This window comes from Bacillus sp. ISL-4 (genome assembly GCF_018613275.1).
In the GTDB taxonomy this organism is placed as follows: Bacteria; Bacillota; Bacilli; order Bacillales; family DSM-1321; genus Peribacillus; species Peribacillus simplex_E.
In genome coordinates this window covers 24,046-44,894 of the sequence record NZ_JAGGQN010000025.1, presented here as the reverse complement: position 1 = coordinate 44,894, position 20,849 = coordinate 24,046, and the positions used below count along the sequence as shown (strand labels likewise).

The following is a 20,849-nucleotide window of genomic DNA, read 5'->3' as shown; positions in this document are numbered from 1 at the left end:
CATAAACTAAAAGCACCCCCATGCTGGTAACATGAGGGTGACAACTAGCAAGAGTGGTTGGTCACAACTACTTAATCAGAAGAATCAGAAGAAGAACCATTTCCATCTTGGAGGGCGGAGTGGTTCTTTTTCTTTTTCTTACTGAACGCAGATAGGATGAGACTGGTTGCTACAGCAACTATAACGTCTTTACCAATATCTGTTACAATGTTCAATAGAAAATGTATCATGCGGTCACCTCCCTTCCCATCTATCATTTAGATGGCAAAGGCGAAGCTGTGACCTCCCACTCTATCCTCAGTTGTTCCTCAATTTTATCATATATTTCCCTTTAAAGTAATTATATGTAGGAAAAATCAAAGGAATGTATTGATGGGTTCCTACCATAAAAAGAGTGCCCATTATGGACACCCTCAATTTTTAGATTGATTAATAATGAACGAAGTAGTACATACCATCAGCTTCTTTGTTAGCAGTTTTTCTTGGACTCTAAGCGGAAGCTGATTTACTATACAAGTATCCATCCCAGTTTGAATATTTTTTCAATTTACCTGTAGTTTTCTTGTAGTATGGCTTGAATCCAATATAGCCTTTATCACCTTTTTTAAGTGTAAAAGAATATGTACTAGCGTCACTAGCAGTACTAACCCAAGTAAAACCAGCATTGGCCTTAATGGCAGATTTTTCTGCTGTTGCGGAAACACTATATGAAGCGGATACTGTTACACTAACATTTTTGGTAATACTACAAGAAGCTGAAGTACACCCTATGTCAGCTGTAACCTTTTTGGTTTTACCAGTCACTTTACTTGTTGTACTGGTAGGAGAGTATTTCCAGTATTCCCGATAATCCAAAGTCCCCATGTCATTAGTTAAAGCTAAAGTTGACCCTTGGAGTATGTCTACTGATGGTCCTGATGAATTTTGAATCTCATTTAAATACTCTTGCTTTGAAGCAGGAACTAATTTCCCATTTACTTTTTTAAGAGGGGTAACATATTTGCCTAATGACTTATCATAGATTGCATTTTTCTTGTCAATCTTGACAGCTTTAGTTGCACCCTCCGATTTTGCAGCGAATGAAGAATCTGCGGATACTACTAGAAAAACAATACTTAAAGTCAAGACAGTAAGAAAAGATTTAATATACTTTACCATAAACTTCCCCCTTTGCCATAATTATCTAAATTGTGTCATTGTTATCAAATTTGGTAAAGGTTCGTATGACTTATTTATTAGGTTCTATATAGAAGTAAATACCAGTTTTCTTGTCGATTGTAGGGCTTACTTCACTAGTAGGTGTTTTAACGAGAGGACTTTGATCTTCAGTTAATCCAGTGTAAATTGTAAATTCCTTTCCTGATTGTGTTGTTGTTCCCCAACTGATTTGTGAGGAATACTTTTTGACTTTATCGTTCTTAACAAGAACATCTTGATCAGGGTCATACCAAGCAAATTTTCCATCTTGCTCACTTATGCTTGACACTCCTACTCCCAAGCCTTCCTCTACTTGCTTCTTATAAATAACAAATGTTTCTCCGTTCTCACTTACTTCTCCTATGATGTCTTCTTTTTTCATCTTTTCTTCTTTAATGCCATGATTAATCGATTCTTCTTTTGTTTTAAACCATTTCAATTCACTGGCTCCATCATTTGCTATTGCAGAACATCCTGTAAGTGCAATCATGGCTATTACAAAAGGTAACGCTACTTTCATAATAAATATCCCCCTATTAAGAAAAGATGTAGTACTTATATAATACATTTGACGCGAATAAAATTCCATTATATAGTAAATTTTAGAGATTTAGACTAATTAGAATATGGTTTCAATTAGGAAGTAACTCAAGGACAAAAGGAAACCATCTTATATTTATAGAGAACACTTTTAATACTATATATTCTAATGAGGTTAATGATCTTGAATACTCCAAGGTTTGAGTTATTAGACTATAACCTGATAGAACAATAACCACTATTGATAAGATAATACTAATATTTTCAAGAATATATCTCTCCCAAAAAACTAACTGTTCTGTCCCCTTATTGAACGTTTCTCGAAATTTACATTCAAAACTAAAAAAGAGAAGACTAGAAAAATCTTCTCTTTTTTCATTTAATCCTTTTCACGATAATTGGTTCTTCTCTCTCCCAGCAGTTTCGCAGCCTTTTTAGCCTTCTCTTGCTCAGGGTTTGTATAGAGGGCAGCCGTTGTGGTTGAAGTATGACCGAGTTGAGTCATCAACAAATGGATATCTCCTGACTGCTCCATTAAATTAGTCCCATATGTATGCCTCAGTTTGTGTGGAGACATCGATTTATTGGACTTAAAGGCCTTTGTATATTTCTTTACTAGCGCCTCGATGGCGCGGTTGGAAAGAGGGGTAGCTCCATCATTCACCCGAGTCAAGAATACATAGGCCGTATCATCATTTGAGCCCCTATAACGCTCCGTTCGCACAGCTAGGTAATCTTTTATGTCCTGCATGGACGGAGGAGAGACTGCCACTACATCCTTTTTTCCACCCTTACGTAATACATGTATTTGTTTTTCCTCAAAATCCAAGTCTCGTAGCCTTAAGTTGGATAACTCATTCACCCGGATGCCACTTCCTAAGAAGAGGGATAAGATCGCAAAATCACGTTCCTTGTCCCTTTTAAAGTATATGAGTTTCCTGGACTTTTCAGGTAGCTCTCTTTCATAGTCACGCTTCACGAATTCAAGAAACCGAGCATCCTCATCATTGTGGAAAATCTTCGTCGATATTCTGGAAGCACGCGCCCCCAATGTTTCTTTCACTTTATTCACTTCAATTTTCAACATGACATTTCGATAAAAGTAAGGTTCGCCTTCATCATTTTCCGTCTGAGTCGTTAAATACTTGAAAAGGGAACGTAATGCTGAAATTTTCCGATTGACGGATACCTTTTCCGCTTTTTTTGTTTCTTTCTTATTGATAGGGATATTTCTCCGTTCCAAAAATTTTATAAAGGATTGGGCTTCGATCAACTTCAACTTTTCCAGCACGGACAGGGGGATATCTTTAATATGCTCCTGCTCAGCAATGCCCTCGGCTATCAGCCACTCCAAAAATAATTTATAATCAAGAACGTAATTCAAGAGGGTGGAAGGGGACCGGGTATCCAATTTATTGTCAACATATTCAACGATATAGAAAGGCATGGACTTAACCAGCTGTTCCAATTTCTGCTCATGGACTTGATGTTGTCTGGTATTGGCCATTGTTTTACTCCTTTATTAACTTTAATTTATGCGTAAAATTCAATTTTTACGAATAGTTGTTTACATAATTATATTATGTTTAAGTTACTAACTTACGTAACAGTCCATGCACGGAAGAGTAGGACTGAAATAATTAACTTTTCACAGGAACTTTTACATACTCATATTTTTCTGGATTTTTAAGTTTATGATTTTCGATAGCAGCTTCAGCAGCATCTTTCGTTTCAAAGATTTTATCTACCTTGATTGTTTCTTTATTTGTATGGAGATCATAAACACGGATTTTGTAATTCATCATAAACCCCCCTTTATTAAAATTTAAGGATTTGTTTTGTATAGTCAGTGAAATCCTCAAGATGGTTCGTAACAATTTGCTGCAAAATGTCTAGATTAACCGTCTGGTAATCATGAACGGCTATGTTTCTGAAACCCACCATGGCCTTTAATCGTTTGACCGTATTCTCGTCAATAATTAAAGCCCCATGAAGCATATCAAAAGCATCTCTGCTGGTTTGAGGCAATCCTAATTTCTGTTCAGCTACAATATGCATAGCCAAGTCAATTGACGCTTCGCAGGCCCTTTGTATATTGAGTATGATGGAGTCTTGTTTGGTATAGTCCTTTAGGTTTTCTGGATTGTTTTCGTATACAACCTTAACCCGGTTCATGCAACGTTCTATAACACTGATTTTGTTCAATATCACATCATTCTTCATAGATGGTCCCACTTTCTCCTATTTTTTTTAAGATATTTTCGCGTTCCTCGTTCAATTTAGCGTACATGCTTAGTGCAGTCATTTGGAGGTTTTTAAGAAGAGTATCGTTCGCTGAATATATAATGGTACCGGTAGTATATATCTGGGCTTTAAATACCGTGGATGCTGTACGGATATTGACCAAATCCACCTCGATTTTCAAAATATCTGCCAGTTCCTGTGCCAGCTGAAAAACTTCATATGTAGTAAGCGATTGATTCTCACAGTAGAATGCAATATCGATATCACTGTCTTTATGTGTAGATTTTTTGGCATAAGAACCAAAGATAATAATGAAAACAGGATCTATTTTTTTTATGAGAGTATCTTGAATGGTTTGAAACATCTCTGTATACATAAGACACGCTCCCTAAATTATTATATGAAGATTATACCAAACATTCATTCTCACGTCCAATTATTCGTAAAACTGAAATTTTACGCATAATTGGACGTGGTGTTTTTTCAGAGATAATCTTTTCTAACCTCTTTTGTTATAACACTTTGAGTTGCAAGAGATCATTAGAATAATCCGCTTATGTTTTCTTCTGCTACAACCCATAATTCATTTGCGCAAATATTATTTTTAATATTCTGACGAGGTCAATTTCTGAATATATAATTTTTGTTTGTTATTTTTATACTCTCCATTTTTCGCAATTCTTTCGATTAAATTTAATTCCTGTACAGAGGGTTAGTCATCTTAAGTTTCTGTATTCCAACCAGTACAATCCCAATAGATTCACCTCAAATTAATCTTTTTAATGAACGTTTTGATTAGCAGTGGGAAATTGTCAGTCACTTTAATCTTTTCATCTTCAGCAGCATTCAATATTGGTTAAGAAAATGCCCCCTGAAGAGTTTAGAGGATTAACACTTTTATTTTATATCATTCAATCCATATGGAACTTTTGAACTCGATATGGATCAGCGAATATCTATTAAGTTGATAGTCTCTACCAGTTCTTGTCATCCAATTGCAGATCTGCTACGCATGGATAAAGATGCCACTGCTGGCAGGAGCTCTTGAACCTCTATGGGCAAAGCCATGTTCCAAAAGATATGCGTCATTGCAGAAATGGAAAGAAACCTTATTGCAGAGAATGTATAGGAAAGGCGTGGAAAACATTAGGTACACCTAAGTTGGATAAAGAAAAGCTTGCTGTTGCGTTACGGATGTATGATAGTAAATAATATTCTATTTTATAATTTCTTTCATGCTCTTTGGAAAGAAACAAAAAAAAAGGATAAAACCCACCATAAAATGGCAAATTATACCCAAGACATTTAATCAAGCCCGATTCGCTGAAATACATAATTACGGAACTCTTTGACCACTCCTTTTGTAATATATTCTTTTTTCTGTACGACCCACAAGTTCCTTTTAAAGTCTATGCCTTCGATTGATAAAGCCTTTAATGAACCCTCTTTTATTTCTTTTTCTAGTGTTAGCTTAGATAAAATGGATATTCCTATATTCTCTTCGACTGCACCTTTGATTGCTTGTGTACTTCCGAATTCCATATATATCTTTAATTGTTCAAACACTTGATTGTTCTTAAGTATATCTTCTACAACTATTCTGATTCCAGAATTCTCTTCCCGCCAGATGATTTTTTCAACCATAACTTCTTCTATACGTACTTTTTCCCAGTCTTTCCACTTATGATTAGCGGAACAAACAACCACAACCTCATCTTCGGCAAATCTTTTTACTTTATATTCTCCGCCTTCGACTTCTCCTTCAACTAAGGCAATATGGATTTCATCTTTTTTTAATTGTTTGAGTATTAACGGTGTACTTCCAATTTTTAATGTTACTTCAATTTCGGGAAAATCCTTTTTAAATTCCCCTAGTATTTTAGGCAATAAATATTCACCAATTGTTAGAGAAGCACCAATATTCAAAGCAAAACTGCCCTTTACTTTTGACTCATTAATAATGGCCAAGGATTGAGCAAAATCATTCACGATTTTTTTTGCAATTGGATATAACACTTTTCCGCTTTCTGATAAAGTTAGTTTTCCTTTTTCTCTTTCAAATAATAAAGTATCATAGACTTTTTCTATTTGATGAATCTGTCTAGTAACAGCTGGTTGAGTGAGATATTTTTTTCTTGAAGCCTTATTAATGCTCCCTTCCTCTACAACAAGACAAAAAACCTCTAGATTTTCTATCTTCATTTAATCACCACTTCATATCTTCAGAGTTCTTAATAATAAGATAGATTTCCTATGTTATTAAATATCTGCAGCACACCGGAAACCCAAATTACCTGATGAACTATCAGAGGTATTGGAGCTTCTCGCGGCCACACGATATCTGTTACAATATGATTTATGGCATAGATAAGATCCCCCTTTCATCACATGTGCTGTCCCTACTTCAGGACCAGCAGGGTTTTTGCTGATTTTTGCCTGAGTATGTACTTTGGAAAACCAATCCGAACACCATTCCCATACATTTCCGGATACATTGTATAAACCAAACCCATTCGGTGAAAAAGCATCTACAGGAGCGGTTGTAAGATAGCCATCTTCCCTTGTATTTTCTATCGGAAACTTCCCTTGCCAAATATTACAATGGTGTTCTCCCTTATAGGTAAGTTTATTTCCCCACGGATATTTCTTCTTCACTAGGCCACCGCGAGCAGCATATTCCCATTCTGCTTCTGTAGGCAGCCTTTTGCCCGTCCACTTACAATATGCCATCGCGTCGTTCCATGAAATGTGGACAACCGGGTGTTCCATCCTCTCCTCAATGGATGAATCAGGACCTTCAGGATGCTTCCAGTAAGCTCCCTCAATCGCAAACCACCATGGCGTTTCCTTTGGTGAATGAAATTCTCGTCTCTTCATCTCCTCAGAAAGCAATAAGTGAAACACAAATGACCACCTATAACGTTCTGCATCTGTAATATACCTAGTATCTTCCACGAAGTCCCGAAACTGTGCATTTGTGACAGCATAACGGTCGATGGCAAAAGGTTGTACGTATACTTTTCGAATCGGTCCTTCCCCATCATCGGGAAAGCCGTCTTGGTCATCCGTCCCCATTAAAAATTCTCCACCAGGTAATTTAATGAGATTTTCATCATGTCGTATTAACTTTGATTGAGTTATCTCATTAGAAAACCCTTCGCATTGTGAGATACTGATTCTTAATCCATTCTCTCTCTTCGACGTACAACAGTTTTTCCCGGACAATCTGTCTCTCCCCAATCGGTTGATTAATTTTAGTTTTGATTAGTGTAGTCCCATCGGATGAAAGAAAGGGTATGCATTCTTTCTTTCTTCTTTTTCCAAGGCAGAAAGTTCAAGCCCCGGAGAAACAGCTGTTAGGATGTTTTCAACAACAGCTGGATCATTTTCACGGCTAGATAAAATTTCTACTAATTTACTTCTCCATTCATCTGTTAATTGAGGATTCTTCAAGGTTAAGTTGATCATTTCATCCGAATCCTCATGAATGTTAAAAAGCAGCTCCGTTCCATCTTCTTCATACCAAATATATTTCCACTTACCATCCGTTATCATTAAAGAGCGTTTTCCAATAGCCCCAAATTCTCCAATTATGACTTCCCTTACAGATTTAGAGGAATCATTTACAAGTGCCATCAAGCTCTTTCCATCAATATCGTTCGGAATTGCTGCTCCACCCAGTTCACAGCATGTTGGAAGAATATCCTGTAAACCTACAACCGAATTATTAATCATACCCGGAAGCCATTCTGAATGAAGTTCATTTGAACTATCTCCTCTTCCTACTAGCGGAGGAGTGATAATTAACGGAATATTACAAGATCCCTTCAAGAAGTTCGTTTTTTGCCAGAGATGATGATCACCTAGATTATCTCCATGATCGGATGTAAAAATAAACCATGTATTATCTAGGATGCCCTCTTCACGAAGCGTACCAATGATTCTATTAATTTGCCTATCAACCTGAGTAACTAATGCAAAGTAGGCACGATAGGCCAGGTCAATTTGCTTGTCAGTCATCGTCTCTCCAAAGGATAACCCTAATTCATGAAATACCGAATGATTTTCAGCCCAATCACCAATAACGGGACGAGGCATTTCATCTCGATCGTACATGTAAAGATCCTTTAATAAAGGGGCTAAAGGTGGATGAGGAGCAGTAAATGATGCCCAAATAAATAATGGACTGGTCCAATCTCGCCGTTTAATTTGTTTACACGTTTCATAGCCAATCCACTCAGTCGGATGTAAATGATCCGGCAAATGCCACGGTGTCATGGTATATCCATTTATAGACATACCGTGACCAAATGCCATGCCAGGATATCCTTGTTCAGCTAACCATTGCTCATAGTCTCCATAACCTCTTTTTTCTCCATTTGGAGCTCCGAATGGACGTCCTTCTTCCCATAGGATCATATTGTTAAACCCATAATGGCGCCTTTCTGGATAAGTATGCATTTTTCCTATTGCCATCGTTTGATAACCAGCATCACTTAGTTGTTTAGGAAGAGTTTCTTGTCTAGGTAGTTCAACGCCTTCTCGATACTCCGTCAGTCCCAAGCTGTTTCCCTCAAGACCTGTCATAATAGTTGCACGAGCTGGAATACAGATAGGTGTGGTAGAGTATGCTTGGGTAAAACGAACTCCTTTTTTTGCTAACATATCAATATGAGGAGTTTGAATTAGGTCATGACCAGCACATCCCAATAAGTCCGCTCTTAAATGATCACATGAAATCATCACAATATTAGGTTGATTATTCTTCATCGCTGTTGCCTCCTATTATATAACTCTTGTTTTCAATGGTTCACAATATCTCTTAATCTTTTGACCGCTTCCGTAAACGTAATTCGCATTCCGAATACATCCACTCCTATCCGTTACAAAAATCCCAACATACTTTTAATTAAACCATGGCAATGATTAAGTTAATATCCATATTACCACCGTTTTCAAGCTCAAAAGACTTGTATGATTACGAAAAAAAGGGACCTACCTTGTCCCTTTTTTCATATCCAATGTTGGGAAGGCCTATTAAAGTAATAGCTAAACTCTTTTCCTTCGCCAGCAATTCTAACGATGTAAACAAACCCTTTTACATTACCACTTCCCTTTCATTTGGTTCAGTTTTAGAGGTTGAATCAGTGCCCGTTTCTGGATAAGCTTTCTTCACGATGCTGATTCCAGTGTATCCATAAATTAGATTAATCAATGGGATTAAGAAAGAAAAGAAAATAAATGGGATAAACTCTGTTGGACTAACCCCAAGGACTTTTGCAGCAAATAAAGCATTTACACTCCACGGTACAAGATTAATTCCAACCGTACCGGCAGCCTCTACACAACGTGATAGATTTTTTGTATCTAAACCACGTTGCTTATATGCTCCAACAAATGCTCGGGCAGGAAGGATGATCGCAAGATATTGAGCCCCACTAGCAAATCCGATGATTAACGTTGAGAGAATAGTTGAAAATATCAAAGAACCAGTCGTACGTGCTTTGTTAATAAAGGAATTAAGGACTGTTTTAAGTACCCCCGTACCTTCAAGTATCCCCCCAAATGCAGTAGCTAGTATAACGAGTGCAATTAATTCAAACATCGATTTCATTCCACCTTGATTAAGTAAGGAATCAAGCAATTTAAGACCAGATTGACTCGTGTAACCATTTGTCATTGACTGAATTACTTGACTCAATGAACTTCCTTGGAAAGCCATAGCCGTTATTCCTCCAAGAAAACTAACAAGTAAAAGAGAAGGAATGGCTGGAAATTTTCTAGTCACTATATAAATCGTTAGTACAGGTAATAAAAGTAAAACAGGAGTAATAGTAAATGTTTGATTTAAAGCATCCATGATAACGCTTACTTTCTCAAGATTAACTGAATTCCCTGAATATTTCATACCAAAGAAGTAGTAAAGAACAAGACAAATGGCAAATGCTGGAATAGAGTCCCATAACATATGTTTTATATGGCTAAAGAGGTCAGTACCAACCATCGCGGGTGTCAAGTTAGTCGTGTCCGATAAAGCTGATAACTTATCACCAAAAAGTGCACCAGAGATTATCGTCCCTGCAACGAGAGCAGGCGGAAAACCTATTCCCTGCCCAACAGCCATAAATGCTAGTCCAATTGTAGCAATGGCTGTAAAGGAACTTCCTGTTGCAAGACCCAAAATGGCAGTGGTTATGGCAACGGTAGGCAGAAAAATATCTGGGCTTAAAATATCCAAACCGTAGTAAATCAGAGTAGGAATAACCCCACTTAGAATCCATGTGCCAATAATGGAGCCTATGATAAACAACATAAAAATAGCAGTCAAAGCCCTTGAAACGCCGTCACTTAAAAACTTTTCCAAATCGCCCCATTTATACCCAAGATAAAGACCCAGTAAAGCTGTAGTAACAATACCGGTTAATAAAGGGACAAACATTCCTGCGTTCCAACGGAGAATTGAAAAAGCAGCTGAAATAACAATTATTAGCAGGGGTATAATAGCTTGAAATAAACTGGGTTGTTTCACATTTGACATTCTATGCACCTCTTTTTAATAAGATGGTATTGCATATATCCGAGCCACTATTTATACCTCGAAAGGTTTTAAAACGGTTTTGATTAAATTCATTTTTCTTATATAAAGGTGCTATCGTCAAAGTATGATTAATTTCCATTATTATCATATCAATTGCAAATTTACATGCTTTGATCATTACTCTTTATGTTTTCTTCCACATTTTTAGCATATAATTTCTTCCGAATAAAATAAGCAACTGTAATTAATATTAACCATGGAAACAAAAGTACCAATGTATATTTAAACATCGAAGAAAACCAAGTGGATAAAACAATCGTCAATAACAAAACAGCACCTAAAATTCTTAAGTATGGATAAACAATCATACCTATAGGAAGCTTCCGTCCGCCTATCTGATTCCATGTTTAACTGAAGAAAAAATGTGTGACAATAATCATAAACCATACAAAAGTCGCGCCAAAAGTTGAAATCGATATCATCGCTACTAGGGTTAAAGTAGGAGAAATGACCGAATGAGTAGTTGCTAATGCTATACCGTTAGCTGACGTAGCCAATGCCAATGTAGGTACTATCTTTTTATTACGCCTTCCAAGCAAGCTCTGGTGCATTACCAAATCAAGATTACGAAAACATCATACGATTAGAAATATATAATTCTGTTCATAGCAGAATGTGCAGCAATAAGGATAACCAAGTTCATTATTCTAGCTGCATAAGGGATATAGGGGTATATCCCTAACTTTTACAAACGGACTTTCTTTTCCACTTGCCTCAATTCCAAGGCGCTGTCATTAACATAAAATAAGATTCATTGAATAATCGCTGATCGAAGTCCAATGGTCTTTTTCTATCCATATCCCCCTTGTTGTACAGTTATATAATTTTCCACTTTAACTCTTCCCTTAATTTTTTTTTAACTCATTCATAGTAATTCCACTAGTCCCCCAATGTGTATCAGAGATTTCAGTTACCAATACTCTTACTTGCTCTGGCTTTACACTAAGGTTCTTCACCGCAGCATCTGTTACATCTGCAATCAAACCTTTAATTTGTTCGTTATTTCTGTCTTTTAAAACTTGAATATGAATGATTGGCATAGAAAACCTCAAATCTAGTATTATTTGCAGAAGAAAGATACACTACCTAACCCATCAAATTGAGCAATAATAGAGTCTCCCGATTCAAACGCTATAGCTTCTGATAAAGCACCAGTTAGAACAATATCACCCTTTTTTAATCCTTCTTTTCTTTGTCCAAGTTTATTGACTGCCCAAGCAACAGCTGTTGCAGGATGACCCAACACAGCAGCGCCCGCTCCAACTGTCGCAACCTCACCATTCTTAGACATGACCATACCTACATTAGTTAAATCGAGAAGCTCTGGCTTCATCCACTTGCTACCGACTACAAAACGTGCAGAAGAACAGTTATCAGCCACCACATCAGGAAGCGTAAACTTGAAATTCAAATACCGGCTATCAATAATTTCAAGGGCTGGTGCTACATACTTGACCTTTTTAAGCACATCCTCAGCCGTTACACTTGTTCCTTGAAGATCCTCTCCCATTAAGAACGCGATTTCCGGTTCTGCTTTTGGATGAATCAACTCTTTACTGTCTATTGGTTCCCATTCGGTTGAGAGCATATCATTTAATAGATAACCATAAATGGCATCATTGATTCCCATCATTTCTTGCTTCGCTTTGCTTGTCAGGCCAAGCTTCACGCCCACATGCTTTGCACCTTCTTTTATTTTCCTTTCAATCAGCTGCCGTTGTAAGTAATACGCCTTTTCTATCATTAAGTCCGGGTAACGATCTGTCACTTTTATTACTTCTTTGGCTTCCTTCTCAGCAGAAAGCAGGTAATCAACAATCTCAATTTCCATACCTTGTGTCAACGTCATTCTTTTACACCCTCGCCTTCGCTTTGGCCAACTCTGTAGCTACATCTAAAATCATATCTTCTTGACCGCCAACGGCTTTTCTTTTTCCAAGTTCCATCAAAATATCGCGAGGATCAAGATTGAATCGTTTTCCAGCACGCTCCGCATGTAGTAAGAAACTAGAATACACACCTGCATATCCCATAACAAGACTTCCTTTACGGATTTCTTGAGAACTTGGTAAAATCGGTCCAACCACATCTTCAGCTAAATCCATCATTTTATATAAATCTATACCTACATTTACTCCCATACGGTCAAGCACAGCAAGCAAGGCTTCCGTTTGAGTATTGCCCGCACCGGCACCTAGGCAGCGTACACTTCCGTCAATTCTTGTCGCTCCTTCTTCAATCGCAGTAAGAGTATTGGCAACCGCTAATGATAAATTGTTATGAGCGTGGAAGCCAACTTCAATATCAAGCGACTCACGAAGAGCTTTGACACGTTCGCGAACTCCATGTGGTAAAAGTGCACCGGCGGAGTCCGTTATATAAACCCCCTGAGCCCCATAGCTTTCCATCAATTTTGCCTGTTCCACTAGCTTCTCAACCGACGCAGAATGGGCCATCATCAAGAAACCGAACGTTTCCATTCCAAGTTCACGGGCTTGTTGTATATGCTGGGCGGATACATCCGCTTCCGTTACATGCGTCGCCACACGCACCAATCCTGCACCAAGCTCCCGCGCTTGCTTCAATTCATGAACAGTTCCAATGCCCGGAATCAAAAGAACTGCGACTGTTGCTTGTTTACATACCTCCGCTGCCGCTTCAATAAGTTTCATTTCATCGACAAGGGATTTCCCATACTGCAAGGTAGATCCTCCCAATCCGTCGCCATGACTCACTTCAATATAATGCATGCCTGCATGATCAAGTGCTCTAGCGACATTCCGGACTTGTTCTTTTGTAAACTGATGCCTGACTACATGGCTTCCATCCCTTAAACTGACTTCCGTGATTTTAATAGACTTATCACTATTTCGTCTCATACGCTTCAGTCCTCTCCTTCTCTTTTAGTGCAGTCGAAGTCATTCCTAGCATGTGACGGGCATAGTCTTCTGCGACTTTTGCTGCTGCAGCCGTCATGATATCCAAATTCCCGGCATAAGGAGGGAAATAATCGCCTGCTCCCGTTACTTCTAAGAAAACCGTGACTTGATTGCCGTCAAACAAAGGCTCTTGCTTTAAACGATAACCCGGAACATATTCCTGAACTTTTTGGACCATATTGTAAATGGACTGACGAATAACCGATTCATTCATCTTTTTCACTTCACAATACACCGTGTCACGCATCAAAATAGGCGGATCGGCAGGATTTAAAATAATAATGGCCTTTCCACGGTCAGCTCCGCCCACTTCCTCAATCCCTCTTCTTGTCGTAATAGTAAATTCATCAATATTTGCTCGTGTACCCGGACCGGCACTAAGGCTCGCAATAGTCGCCACGATCTCTCCATATGTCACATCCGCTACCTTATTGATGGCATTGATAATCGGAATCGTTGCCTGACCGCCGCATGTGATCATATTGACGTTTTTGGCATCAAGGTTTTCTCCAAGATTAACCACCGGGGAGACAAATGGTCCTCTCGCTGAGGGGGTTAAATCAATCGCTGTTTTTCCTAAATCTTTTAAAATCTTAGCATGTCTTACATGTGCTTTTGCTGATGTGGCATCAAACACAATATCCGCTAAATCCGGGTTATCAATGAGCGATTGTATCCCATTGCTAAATGTTTGATAACCTGCTTTTTCCGCTCTTTTTAATCCTTCCGATTCCGGATCAATTCCAATCAACGCCGTTAATTCAATGACTTCACTACGCTCCAGTTTGTACATTAAATCTGTACCGATATTTCCCGAACCGACAATGGCCGCTTTTATTTTTTTCACGTCTATCCACCATCTTTCTATATAATCATTCAAAACGAACAGATACCGAACCGAGAGTGCCGAATTCAGCTGTGATCGTATCTCCACTCGATACTAGAATCGCTGCAGATAAAGCCCCAGGTAAAATCAATTCTCCTGCTTTCAGCGAAATATTGAATTCGGAAAGCTTATTCGCCAGCCATGCCACAGCATGAGCAGGGTGTCCAAGAGCCGCTGCTCCCGCACCTGTCACAATCAATTCTTCATTTTTGTAAAGAACCATACTGGCGCTACGTAAATCTATTTGATCAATTGTTGATAACTTCTCCCCTACAACCACTTTGGCGGATGAACCATTGTCTGCAATCGTGTCGATTAGCTTAATCCTCCAATCGACAATGCGGCTGTCAATGATTTCAATCGTAGGAACGACATATTTCGTTGCCATCATTACATCTAAATATGTCAGATTGGGGCCTGTTAAATCTTCTCCCAGAATAAAGCCAATTTCACCTTCAATTTTAGGTGCAACCATCAAATCCATGTTGACGGTTTCCCCATTTTTCACCTTCATATCGTCAAACAAGTGTCCATAATCCGGTTCGTTGACCCCTAACATATGTTGCATCGCTTTGCTTGTCAGCCCTACTTTTTTTCCAATTATCGATCTTCCTTCCGCCAGCTTTCTTTTCACAACCTCCAGCTGAACGTGATAAGAATCGACAACAGATAATGTATCATGACGATCTGTAATGGGAGCGATCGGCTGAATGGCCCGTTCCGCTACCAATAGCTCTTCCGCCAGCTTTTCAATTAATGTTTGCATCGACTGATTCACCCCTTCTTTAAAAATGGACCATAACCCAAAAGATATAAGCTCTGTACATTTTGAGTTATCATCCTGAAAGGAGCCATCATCGAAACCTGGTAAAGTCGTTTCCCATAATGGTCCCCTTCAGTGGAAAGCAATTGTTGGTATCTATCCAAAACGTATCGTTCTATTTTTTTATTGGCTTTGTTAAAGTTCGATGTTGATAATTTCAGTCAAACTATTAGAAGTGGTGTTTACAGACTCAAGTTTGTTTTCATCGTGATAAAAAGACTTTGCTTTTGATAAAGTTTGAGTATCATTTACAATTTTTTGCAAAATGGTGATCTTCCCATCAAGTTGTTGACTGATTTTTATTACATTCGGATCAGAAATCCCCTTCTTCTTTGCTAATTCGGACATATTCTGACGATATTCTTCTATACTCTCTCTTAAAGCTAGTACATTCCTCAAAATCATTGATCTTATTTCCTCTCCACTAGAAATCAAAGCTAGTTTTTAACAAAGCCTTTTAATTAAAGTTTCATCGTGACCGTTTTTGCTTCTGTGTAGAACTCAAAACTATGACGTCCGCCTTCACGACCGATACCGCTTGCTTTCGCCCCGCCAAACGGCGTTCTTAAGTCACGGATATACCAACAATTAACCCATAGTAATCCCGCATTTACTTCAGAAACCACCCGCTGTGCTCGTCTTAAATCATTTGTCCAAACGACGCCTGCTAGACCGTAGATTGAATCATTTGCAATACGGATGGCATCTTCCTCTGTTTTAAATGGAATGATAACAATAACAGGACCGAAAATTTCTTCTTGGGCTACACGCATCTTAGTGTCCACATCATAAAGAACAGTTGGCTCATAAAAATTTCCTTTTTCAAGTCCGGCTACTCGTTTTCCTCCATGAGCAAGTTTGGCTCCTTCAGAAAGTCCGATTTGTACATATTGATCGACGGTCTCTAGATGTCCCTTCGATACAAGGGCTCCCATGTCCGTATTCTTATCAGTCGGATCGCCCACTTTAATCTTCTTTACGGCTTCTGTGAACTTTTCTAAAAATTGATCATAAATGCTTTCTTGGACGAGCAATCGCGAACCCGCTAAGCAAATTTCCCCCTGGTTACGATAAATGGCCTCAATTGATCCTTTTACAGCTTCATCTAAATCCGCGTCCTCAAATACGATGTTGGCTGATTTCCCTCCTAATTCCAAGGAAACTGGAATTAAGTTATTCGCAGCATTTCTCATCACCGTTTTACCAGTATTGCTTTCCCCGACAAACGAAATGCGGCGGACATACGGATGTGTCGACATAGTCGTACCAACCGTACTTCCTGGACCAGTGATGATATTTAACACCCCAGGTGGCAATCCAGCCTCATTAGCGATTTCTCCGAGCATGACGGCACTTAACGGGGTATAGGATGCCGGTTTTACCACAACGGTGTTCCCAGAAGCCATAGCAGCAGAAGCTTTCCATGTCATTTGCATGAACGGCAAATTCCAGGGGATAATTAAACTCGTGACACCAGCCGGTGCGTATTTGGCATAGGACATAACATTGTGCTTATCATAATGTTCATGCACCATGTACTTAGCCATCTCTGCAAAAAAGCGGAAGTTTTGAGCGGCACGAGGAATGTCAAAGCCAAGGCTTTCTTTAATTGGCTTCCCAACGTCAAGCGTTTCTACATAAGCGAGTTCATCCACTCTATCCATTATTAAATCGGACATTTTGCAAAGAATATCGGATCTTTCCTCAATCGGCATCTTGCTCCAAACGCCACTTTCAAATGTACGTTGTGCTGCCTCGATGGCGCGCTTTGCGTCTTCCTCGCTTCCATTGGCGACCGATGCAAGCTTCGCATTGGTAGCAGGGTTAAGGGTATCAAACGTTTTTCTGGAAAGGGCCTCTACATATTCTCCACCAATAAAAAGCATGGCATCTTTTACTTTTGTTTTTTCGACTAATGCTTTTTTACTCATCATGTACCTCCTCATCCTCAATTTCTAAAATCATTTCAATTTCAACAGCTGTATTGTTTGGCAACTGGGCCAACCCCACAGCAGATCGACCATGCTTTCCTTTTTCTCCGAATACTTCCACTAGCAAGTCAGAAGCCCCATCCATCACTTTAGGCTGGGCCGTAAAATCTTCCGTACTGTTAACAAAGCCAAGAATTTTGACAACGCGCTTCACCTTGCTTAACCCACCCAACTCATGGCAGACAGCACTCAATACATTCAGCATCGATTGACGGGCGGCTAGGTAGCCCTCCTCGATTGTCAAATCTCTTCCCAATTTCCCGTGATATTGATCAACGCCTTGTCCAGCTGTAAACAATAAATTTTCTATCCGTACACAGCTTACATAATTCCCTACAGAAGGGCGAACAGGTGACAAGGTTAACCCCATTTCCTTCAATCTACTCTCCGGCGTTTGCACTGTTGGCATAGATGGCACCTCTTTTATTATTTTCAATATTCAGGAAACTTGCGGCATTTCTGCCAAGCATGTCTGCCTTTTGTTGTTCCGTTAATTCAACCGTTTCATCAATCACTTTTCCAGGGTTGATTTCACGGAGTAAGAACGGATAATCTGATCCCATAAAAATTTTCTCGTGTCCAAATCGATCAATCATATACTTAATGTTTAATGGATCATAATTTAATGAATCAAAATAAAATTGCTTTGCATAGTAGCTTGGAGGATGTGTCGTCAACCGCAAATGTGGCCATACTTCCCACCCCTTATCTAGCCGGGGAAGGATATACGGGAAGGAACCTCCTCCATGTGCAAAGCAAACTTTCAAACTCGGAAACTTCTCCATAATACCGCTCCATATTAACGTTGCTGCAGCAAGTGCTGTTTCACTAGGCATTCCCACCGTATACATAAAATTATGGTTTGCCATTCGATCACGACCTAATGTTTCCCATGGATGAATGAAAAGAGGTACCTCCCATTTCTCGGCCATTTGGAAAAATTCAATGAAGGAGGGATCATCTAAGTTTTTGCCATTTACATTCGTACCGATTTCAATCCCGTGCAGCTGCAATTCATTTATACAGCGGTCCATCTCCTTTACGGCGGTTGGTCCATCCTGCATCGGTACGGTTCCCAGTCCTACGAAACGATCTGGATACTTAGCCACTGTCTCTGCAATGAAATCATTTTGAATTTTTGCCATTACCTCGGCATGCTGCGGTTTTGCCCAATACGAAAAGGTAACAGGAATCGGAGATAAAACTTGGATGTCCACTCCTTCACGGTCCATGTCTGCTATGCGTTTTTCAGGAGACCATACTTGGTCGGTTACGTCTCGGAAACTCTTTCTTCCTACCATAATGGATGCGCCACATGTGCACGTTCGCTCAAGCACAGGCCAGCGTTCACCACCATACTTTTCGGCAAAGTCCGGAAAGCTTTCAGGAATAATATGTGTATGAAAATCTATTCGCATTTCCATTCCTCCACTTCTTCCGGCATCACATGGCTGCAATTTTTACATACTCTAATTTCTTTATTTGAATTGAAACTATGAATCGCATTTTTAACTTGAGTTTCAATATCACTTAGTTGAACGGTTACACTATGCATTTCAACATTACATTCATCACAAAACCAGACGAAATCTTCCATCTCTCCTTGATCCCGCTTCCGTTCGATCACAAGTCCATATGTATCAGCAACCCGGTGTGGTGAATGCGGTACCATTGCAGGTAGCATAAATACTTCCCCCTCTTTAACCGTTACAACTTTACGCTCTCCCTCTTCTGTAATACACTCCACATAACAATCACCTTTAATCTGATAAAAGAACTCATCGGACGGATCAACATGGAAGTCACGTCTTCTGTTCGGTCCACCAAGAATCATAGCAATAAATTCAGAATCTTCCCATATCACCTTATTATTTACAGGTGGTTTTAATAAGTCCTTATTTTCTTCGATCCATTTGTTTAAATTAAAAGAAACTAAGCTTTTTGTATTCATTACTTTTTCCTCCTCAATAATTGCAGTTATATGAATTTTTTATAACGCTTTCATAAATTATTAATCCAGAATATTATTAGCCCATTTATCACCCTCTAATTTTCTGTAAATTCCTATAATTCGGATTATAATATCAAACCGACATCATGTCTATAATATTTTTGACTCACCATCCATTTTTTTTTATTAAATTAAATAGTGTTTATTCAAAGTAAATAAGCTTATGCTCTATTTAAAAAAATCCAAAAGTAAAAGTTATAGACACGGAGTCGTATTTATTTTATAGTTGTATTTACATTATAAATAATTGAAAGGTGTGAATATTTTGAATAATAATTGTTTTAATCCTTCTTTGGAGCATGCACTTGAACTAGATAAGCGAGATGATCTTTCCATATTTCGAAATGAATTTTATATACCAGAGGATAAGCTTTACCTTGATGGAAATTCTCTCGGTTTAATGTCTAAGCGATCCGAAAAAAGCTTATTAAATCTTATGGAATCTTGGAGGCGTTCTCAGATCGAAGGGTGGACTGAAGGCAAGTATCCATGGTTTTATTTATCGGAAAAATTAGGTGAAAAAATGGCACCAATCATTGGTGCTCATCCAAATGAAGTAATCGTTACAGGCTCTACATCTTCAAATTTACATCAAGTTGTATCTACCTTTTATCAGCCTGAAGGAAATAGAACTAAAATTATAGCTACAGCGCTTGATTTTCCCACTGATATTTATGCACTACAAAGCCAGATACGGTTACATGGTTATAATCCAGATGAACATCTCATTCGTTTGGAAAGCAGGGATGGGAGATTAATAGAAGAAGAAGATGTGATCGCTGCTATGACAGATGAAGTGGCTCTCATACTATTACCTACAGTACTTTATCGCAGCGGGCAATTATTAGACATAAAAATGTTAACTGAGGAAGCACATAAACGCGGTATTTTAATTGGGTTTGACGCATGCCATTCCGCTGGTGTTATCCCGCATTCTTTTAGTGAATGGGATGTAGACTTTGGCATTTGGTGCAATTATAAATATTTAAACGCTGGTCCTGGGAGTGTTGGGTCCATATATGTTAATAAAAAGCACTTTGGAAAATTGCCTGGTTTAATCGGTTGGTATAGTTCCAACAAAGAAAAGCAATTTGATATGGAACATGTTCTAACTCTTGAACATTCAGCAGGTGCCTATCAAATCGGGACACCACATATCTTTAGTTTGGCACCATTAATCGGATCTTTAGAAATCTTTTCAGAAGCTTCTATCGATAGAATTTATAGAAAGTCTCGTCAAATAACTAGATATATGATGGACTTAATCATTACTGAATTAGATAATATGGGATTTATCATCGCTAACCCTAATGATGACTCGCGTCGAGGGGGACATGTTAGTCTGGAGCATAAAGAGGCTGTGCGTATTTGTAAGGCGCTTAAAGAAAATAATATAACTCCAGACTTCCGCGCACCAAATATCATTCGCCTTGCGCCAATAGCGCTTTACACTTCATATGAAGATGTTTGGCATACTATAAACACATTGAAAAAAATAATGGTAGAGAAACAATATGAAAAGTTCGATTCTCAGCGAAATGTAGTAGCGTAAAATTTAACGACTTTTGCAATTGCGTAATATAATTAAAAATTGGCCAAAGTGCTTCTTAAAAGAGCCTT

22 protein-coding genes and 1 pseudogene are annotated in these 20,849 nt (G+C 38.6%); 2 read left to right on the top strand and 21 right to left on the bottom strand.

The annotated features are described in order from the left end of the window. Positions 1 to 71: 71 nt before the first annotated feature. The 7 genes from J7J00_RS17565 to mntA all read right to left on the bottom strand — a co-directional run bounded on the left by J7J00_RS17565 (position 72) and on the right by mntA (position 4,357). Positions 72 to 257: a hypothetical protein gene (locus J7J00_RS17565; protein WP_214792815.1), complete on the bottom strand. Its 186-nt coding sequence runs from the start codon at positions 255 to 257 to the stop codon at positions 72 to 74. Positions 258 to 489: 232 nt separating this feature from the next. Continuing rightward, positions 490 to 1,158, bottom strand: a complete 669-nt coding sequence (locus tag J7J00_RS17560; RefSeq protein WP_214792812.1) for a DUF6060 domain-containing protein — start codon at positions 1,156 to 1,158, stop codon at positions 490 to 492. Between the two features lie 70 nt (positions 1,159 to 1,228). Beyond that, positions 1,229 to 1,717 (bottom strand): hypothetical protein, encoded by a 489-nt coding sequence (locus tag J7J00_RS17555; protein ID WP_214792809.1) that lies wholly within the window; start codon positions 1,715 to 1,717, stop codon positions 1,229 to 1,231. Positions 1,718 to 2,116: 399 nt separating this feature from the next. Beyond that, positions 2,117 to 3,244, bottom strand: a complete 1,128-nt coding sequence (gene xerS / locus J7J00_RS17550; RefSeq protein WP_214792806.1) for a tyrosine recombinase XerS — start codon at positions 3,242 to 3,244, stop codon at positions 2,117 to 2,119. 133 nt (positions 3,245 to 3,377) lie between these two features. After that, positions 3,378 to 3,539, bottom strand: coding sequence for a hypothetical protein (locus J7J00_RS17545; protein WP_155727554.1), 162 nt, complete (start codon positions 3,537 to 3,539; stop codon positions 3,378 to 3,380). 16 nt (positions 3,540 to 3,555) lie between these two features. Beyond that, positions 3,556 to 3,960, bottom strand: a complete 405-nt coding sequence (hepT, locus tag J7J00_RS17540; protein ID WP_061466379.1) for a type VII toxin-antitoxin system HepT family RNase toxin — start codon at positions 3,958 to 3,960, stop codon at positions 3,556 to 3,558. Next, positions 3,950 to 4,357, bottom strand: a complete 408-nt coding sequence (gene mntA / locus J7J00_RS17535; protein WP_214792803.1) for a type VII toxin-antitoxin system MntA family adenylyltransferase antitoxin — start codon at positions 4,355 to 4,357, stop codon at positions 3,950 to 3,952. Before mntA ends, hepT begins: the two co-directional genes overlap by 11 nt. A gap of 672 nt (positions 4,358 to 5,029) precedes the next feature. On the opposite strand from mntA, the pseudogene J7J00_RS28220 reads away from it, so the two are divergent. Then, positions 5,030 to 5,190: pseudogene (locus J7J00_RS28220) on the top strand (recombinase family protein); the annotation flags it as partial. A gap of 96 nt (positions 5,191 to 5,286) precedes the next feature. Here the strand turns inward: J7J00_RS28220 and J7J00_RS17530 are convergent. From J7J00_RS17530 to nbaC, 14 genes are all read right to left on the bottom strand, one after another. Beyond that, positions 5,287 to 6,183 carry a LysR family transcriptional regulator gene (locus J7J00_RS17530; protein ID WP_214792800.1) on the bottom strand — a complete coding sequence of 299 codons (897 nt, stop codon included), beginning with the start codon at positions 6,181 to 6,183 and terminating at the stop codon, positions 5,287 to 5,289. Between the two features lie 57 nt (positions 6,184 to 6,240). Further along, a complete protein-coding gene (locus J7J00_RS17525) occupies positions 6,241 to 7,206 on the bottom strand; it encodes a formylglycine-generating enzyme family protein (protein ID WP_286201438.1) in 966 nt (321 codons plus the stop codon). 39 nt (positions 7,207 to 7,245) lie between these two features. After that, positions 7,246 to 8,751, bottom strand: a complete 1,506-nt coding sequence (locus J7J00_RS17520; RefSeq protein ID WP_214792797.1) for a sulfatase-like hydrolase/transferase — start codon at positions 8,749 to 8,751, stop codon at positions 7,246 to 7,248. A gap of 328 nt (positions 8,752 to 9,079) precedes the next feature. After that, complete coding sequence (nhaC, locus tag J7J00_RS17515; protein ID WP_214792794.1) at positions 9,080 to 10,519, bottom strand: Na+/H+ antiporter NhaC; 1,440 nt, start codon at positions 10,517 to 10,519, stop codon at positions 9,080 to 9,082. A gap of 905 nt (positions 10,520 to 11,424) precedes the next feature. Beyond that, complete coding sequence (locus tag J7J00_RS17510) at positions 11,425 to 11,619, bottom strand: tautomerase family protein (RefSeq protein ID WP_214792791.1); 195 nt, start codon at positions 11,617 to 11,619, stop codon at positions 11,425 to 11,427. Between the two features lie 20 nt (positions 11,620 to 11,639). Further along, the gene (locus J7J00_RS17505; protein ID WP_214792788.1) at positions 11,640 to 12,428 is read right to left on the bottom strand and encodes a 2-keto-4-pentenoate hydratase; all 789 of its coding nucleotides are present in this window, start codon (positions 12,426 to 12,428) and stop codon (positions 11,640 to 11,642) included. A 4-nt stretch (positions 12,429 to 12,432) separates the two neighbouring features. Next, on the bottom strand, positions 12,433 to 13,458 hold the full coding sequence (gene dmpG, locus J7J00_RS17500; RefSeq protein WP_214792785.1) for a 4-hydroxy-2-oxovalerate aldolase: 1,026 nt from the start codon (positions 13,456 to 13,458) through the stop codon (positions 12,433 to 12,435). Further along, positions 13,445 to 14,365, bottom strand: coding sequence for an acetaldehyde dehydrogenase (acetylating) (locus J7J00_RS17495; protein ID WP_214792782.1), 921 nt, complete (start codon positions 14,363 to 14,365; stop codon positions 13,445 to 13,447). The genes dmpG and J7J00_RS17495 overlap by 14 nt, the downstream gene beginning before the upstream one ends. Positions 14,366 to 14,390: 25 nt before the next feature. Then, entirely contained in the window at positions 14,391 to 15,170 is a 780-nt protein-coding gene (locus J7J00_RS17490) for a 2-keto-4-pentenoate hydratase (RefSeq protein ID WP_214792779.1), read from the bottom strand. A gap of 192 nt (positions 15,171 to 15,362) precedes the next feature. Further along, positions 15,363 to 15,662 carry an aspartyl-phosphate phosphatase Spo0E family protein gene (locus J7J00_RS17485; protein ID WP_286201437.1) on the bottom strand — a complete coding sequence of 100 codons (300 nt, stop codon included), beginning with the start codon at positions 15,660 to 15,662 and terminating at the stop codon, positions 15,363 to 15,365. Between the two features lie 26 nt (positions 15,663 to 15,688). After that, positions 15,689 to 17,158: an aldehyde dehydrogenase gene (locus J7J00_RS17480; RefSeq protein WP_214792776.1), complete on the bottom strand. Its 1,470-nt coding sequence runs from the start codon at positions 17,156 to 17,158 to the stop codon at positions 15,689 to 15,691. Further along, entirely contained in the window at positions 17,151 to 17,627 is a 477-nt protein-coding gene (locus J7J00_RS17475) for a RidA family protein (protein WP_214792773.1), read from the bottom strand. The genes J7J00_RS17480 and J7J00_RS17475 overlap by 8 nt, the downstream gene beginning before the upstream one ends. Further along, entirely contained in the window at positions 17,599 to 18,642 is a 1,044-nt protein-coding gene (locus tag J7J00_RS17470; RefSeq protein WP_286201436.1) for an amidohydrolase family protein, read from the bottom strand. Before J7J00_RS17470 ends, J7J00_RS17475 begins: the two co-directional genes overlap by 29 nt. After that, positions 18,627 to 19,169 (bottom strand): 3-hydroxyanthranilate 3,4-dioxygenase, encoded by a 543-nt coding sequence (gene nbaC, locus J7J00_RS17465; protein WP_214792767.1) that lies wholly within the window; start codon positions 19,167 to 19,169, stop codon positions 18,627 to 18,629. The genes J7J00_RS17470 and nbaC overlap by 16 nt, the downstream gene beginning before the upstream one ends. A gap of 325 nt (positions 19,170 to 19,494) precedes the next feature. Here nbaC and kynU point away from each other — a divergent pair, with 325 nt between their 5' ends. Continuing rightward, complete coding sequence (gene kynU / locus J7J00_RS17460) at positions 19,495 to 20,781, top strand: kynureninase (protein WP_214792764.1); 1,287 nt, start codon at positions 19,495 to 19,497, stop codon at positions 20,779 to 20,781. Positions 20,782 to 20,849: the final 68 nt, after the last annotated feature.

Excerpts from the sequence above, each read along its gene's own strand:
- J7J00_RS17475 (WP_214792773.1), bottom strand. The coding sequence starts at position 17,627 with ATGCCAACAGTGCAAACGCCGGAGAGTAGATTGAAGGAAATGGGGTTA.
- nbaC (WP_214792767.1), bottom strand. The coding sequence starts at position 19,169 with ATGAATACAAAAAGCTTAGTTTCTTTTAATTTAAACAAATGGATCGAA.
- J7J00_RS17565 (WP_214792815.1), bottom strand. The coding sequence starts at position 257 with ATGATAGATGGGAAGGGAGGTGACCGCATGATACATTTTCTATTGAAC.
- hepT (WP_061466379.1), bottom strand. The coding sequence starts at position 3,960 with ATGAAGAATGATGTGATATTGAACAAAATCAGTGTTATAGAACGTTGC.
- dmpG (WP_214792785.1), bottom strand. The coding sequence starts at position 13,458 with ATGAGACGAAATAGTGATAAGTCTATTAAAATCACGGAAGTCAGTTTA.
- J7J00_RS17520 (WP_214792797.1), bottom strand. The coding sequence starts at position 8,751 with ATGAAGAATAATCAACCTAATATTGTGATGATTTCATGTGATCATTTA.
- J7J00_RS17470 (WP_286201436.1), bottom strand. The coding sequence starts at position 18,642 with ATGGAAATGCGAATAGATTTTCATACACATATTATTCCTGAAAGCTTT.
- J7J00_RS17490 (WP_214792779.1), bottom strand. The coding sequence starts at position 15,170 with ATGCAAACATTAATTGAAAAGCTGGCGGAAGAGCTATTGGTAGCGGAA.
- J7J00_RS17510 (WP_214792791.1), bottom strand. The coding sequence starts at position 11,619 with ATGCCAATCATTCATATTCAAGTTTTAAAAGACAGAAATAACGAACAA.
- J7J00_RS17480 (WP_214792776.1), bottom strand. The coding sequence starts at position 17,158 with ATGAGTAAAAAAGCATTAGTCGAAAAAACAAAAGTAAAAGATGCCATG.
- nhaC (WP_214792794.1), bottom strand. The coding sequence starts at position 10,519 with ATGTCAAATGTGAAACAACCCAGTTTATTTCAAGCTATTATACCCCTG.
- J7J00_RS17505 (WP_214792788.1), bottom strand. The coding sequence starts at position 12,428 with ATGACGTTGACACAAGGTATGGAAATTGAGATTGTTGATTACCTGCTT.
- J7J00_RS17545 (WP_155727554.1), bottom strand. The coding sequence starts at position 3,539 with ATGAATTACAAAATCCGTGTTTATGATCTCCATACAAATAAAGAAACA.
- J7J00_RS17530 (WP_214792800.1), bottom strand. The coding sequence starts at position 6,183 with ATGAAGATAGAAAATCTAGAGGTTTTTTGTCTTGTTGTAGAGGAAGGG.
- J7J00_RS17560 (WP_214792812.1), bottom strand. The coding sequence starts at position 1,158 with ATGGTAAAGTATATTAAATCTTTTCTTACTGTCTTGACTTTAAGTATT.
- mntA (WP_214792803.1), bottom strand. The coding sequence starts at position 4,357 with ATGTATACAGAGATGTTTCAAACCATTCAAGATACTCTCATAAAAAAA.
- J7J00_RS17555 (WP_214792809.1), bottom strand. The coding sequence starts at position 1,717 with ATGAAAGTAGCGTTACCTTTTGTAATAGCCATGATTGCACTTACAGGA.
- xerS (WP_214792806.1), bottom strand. The coding sequence starts at position 3,244 with ATGGCCAATACCAGACAACATCAAGTCCATGAGCAGAAATTGGAACAG.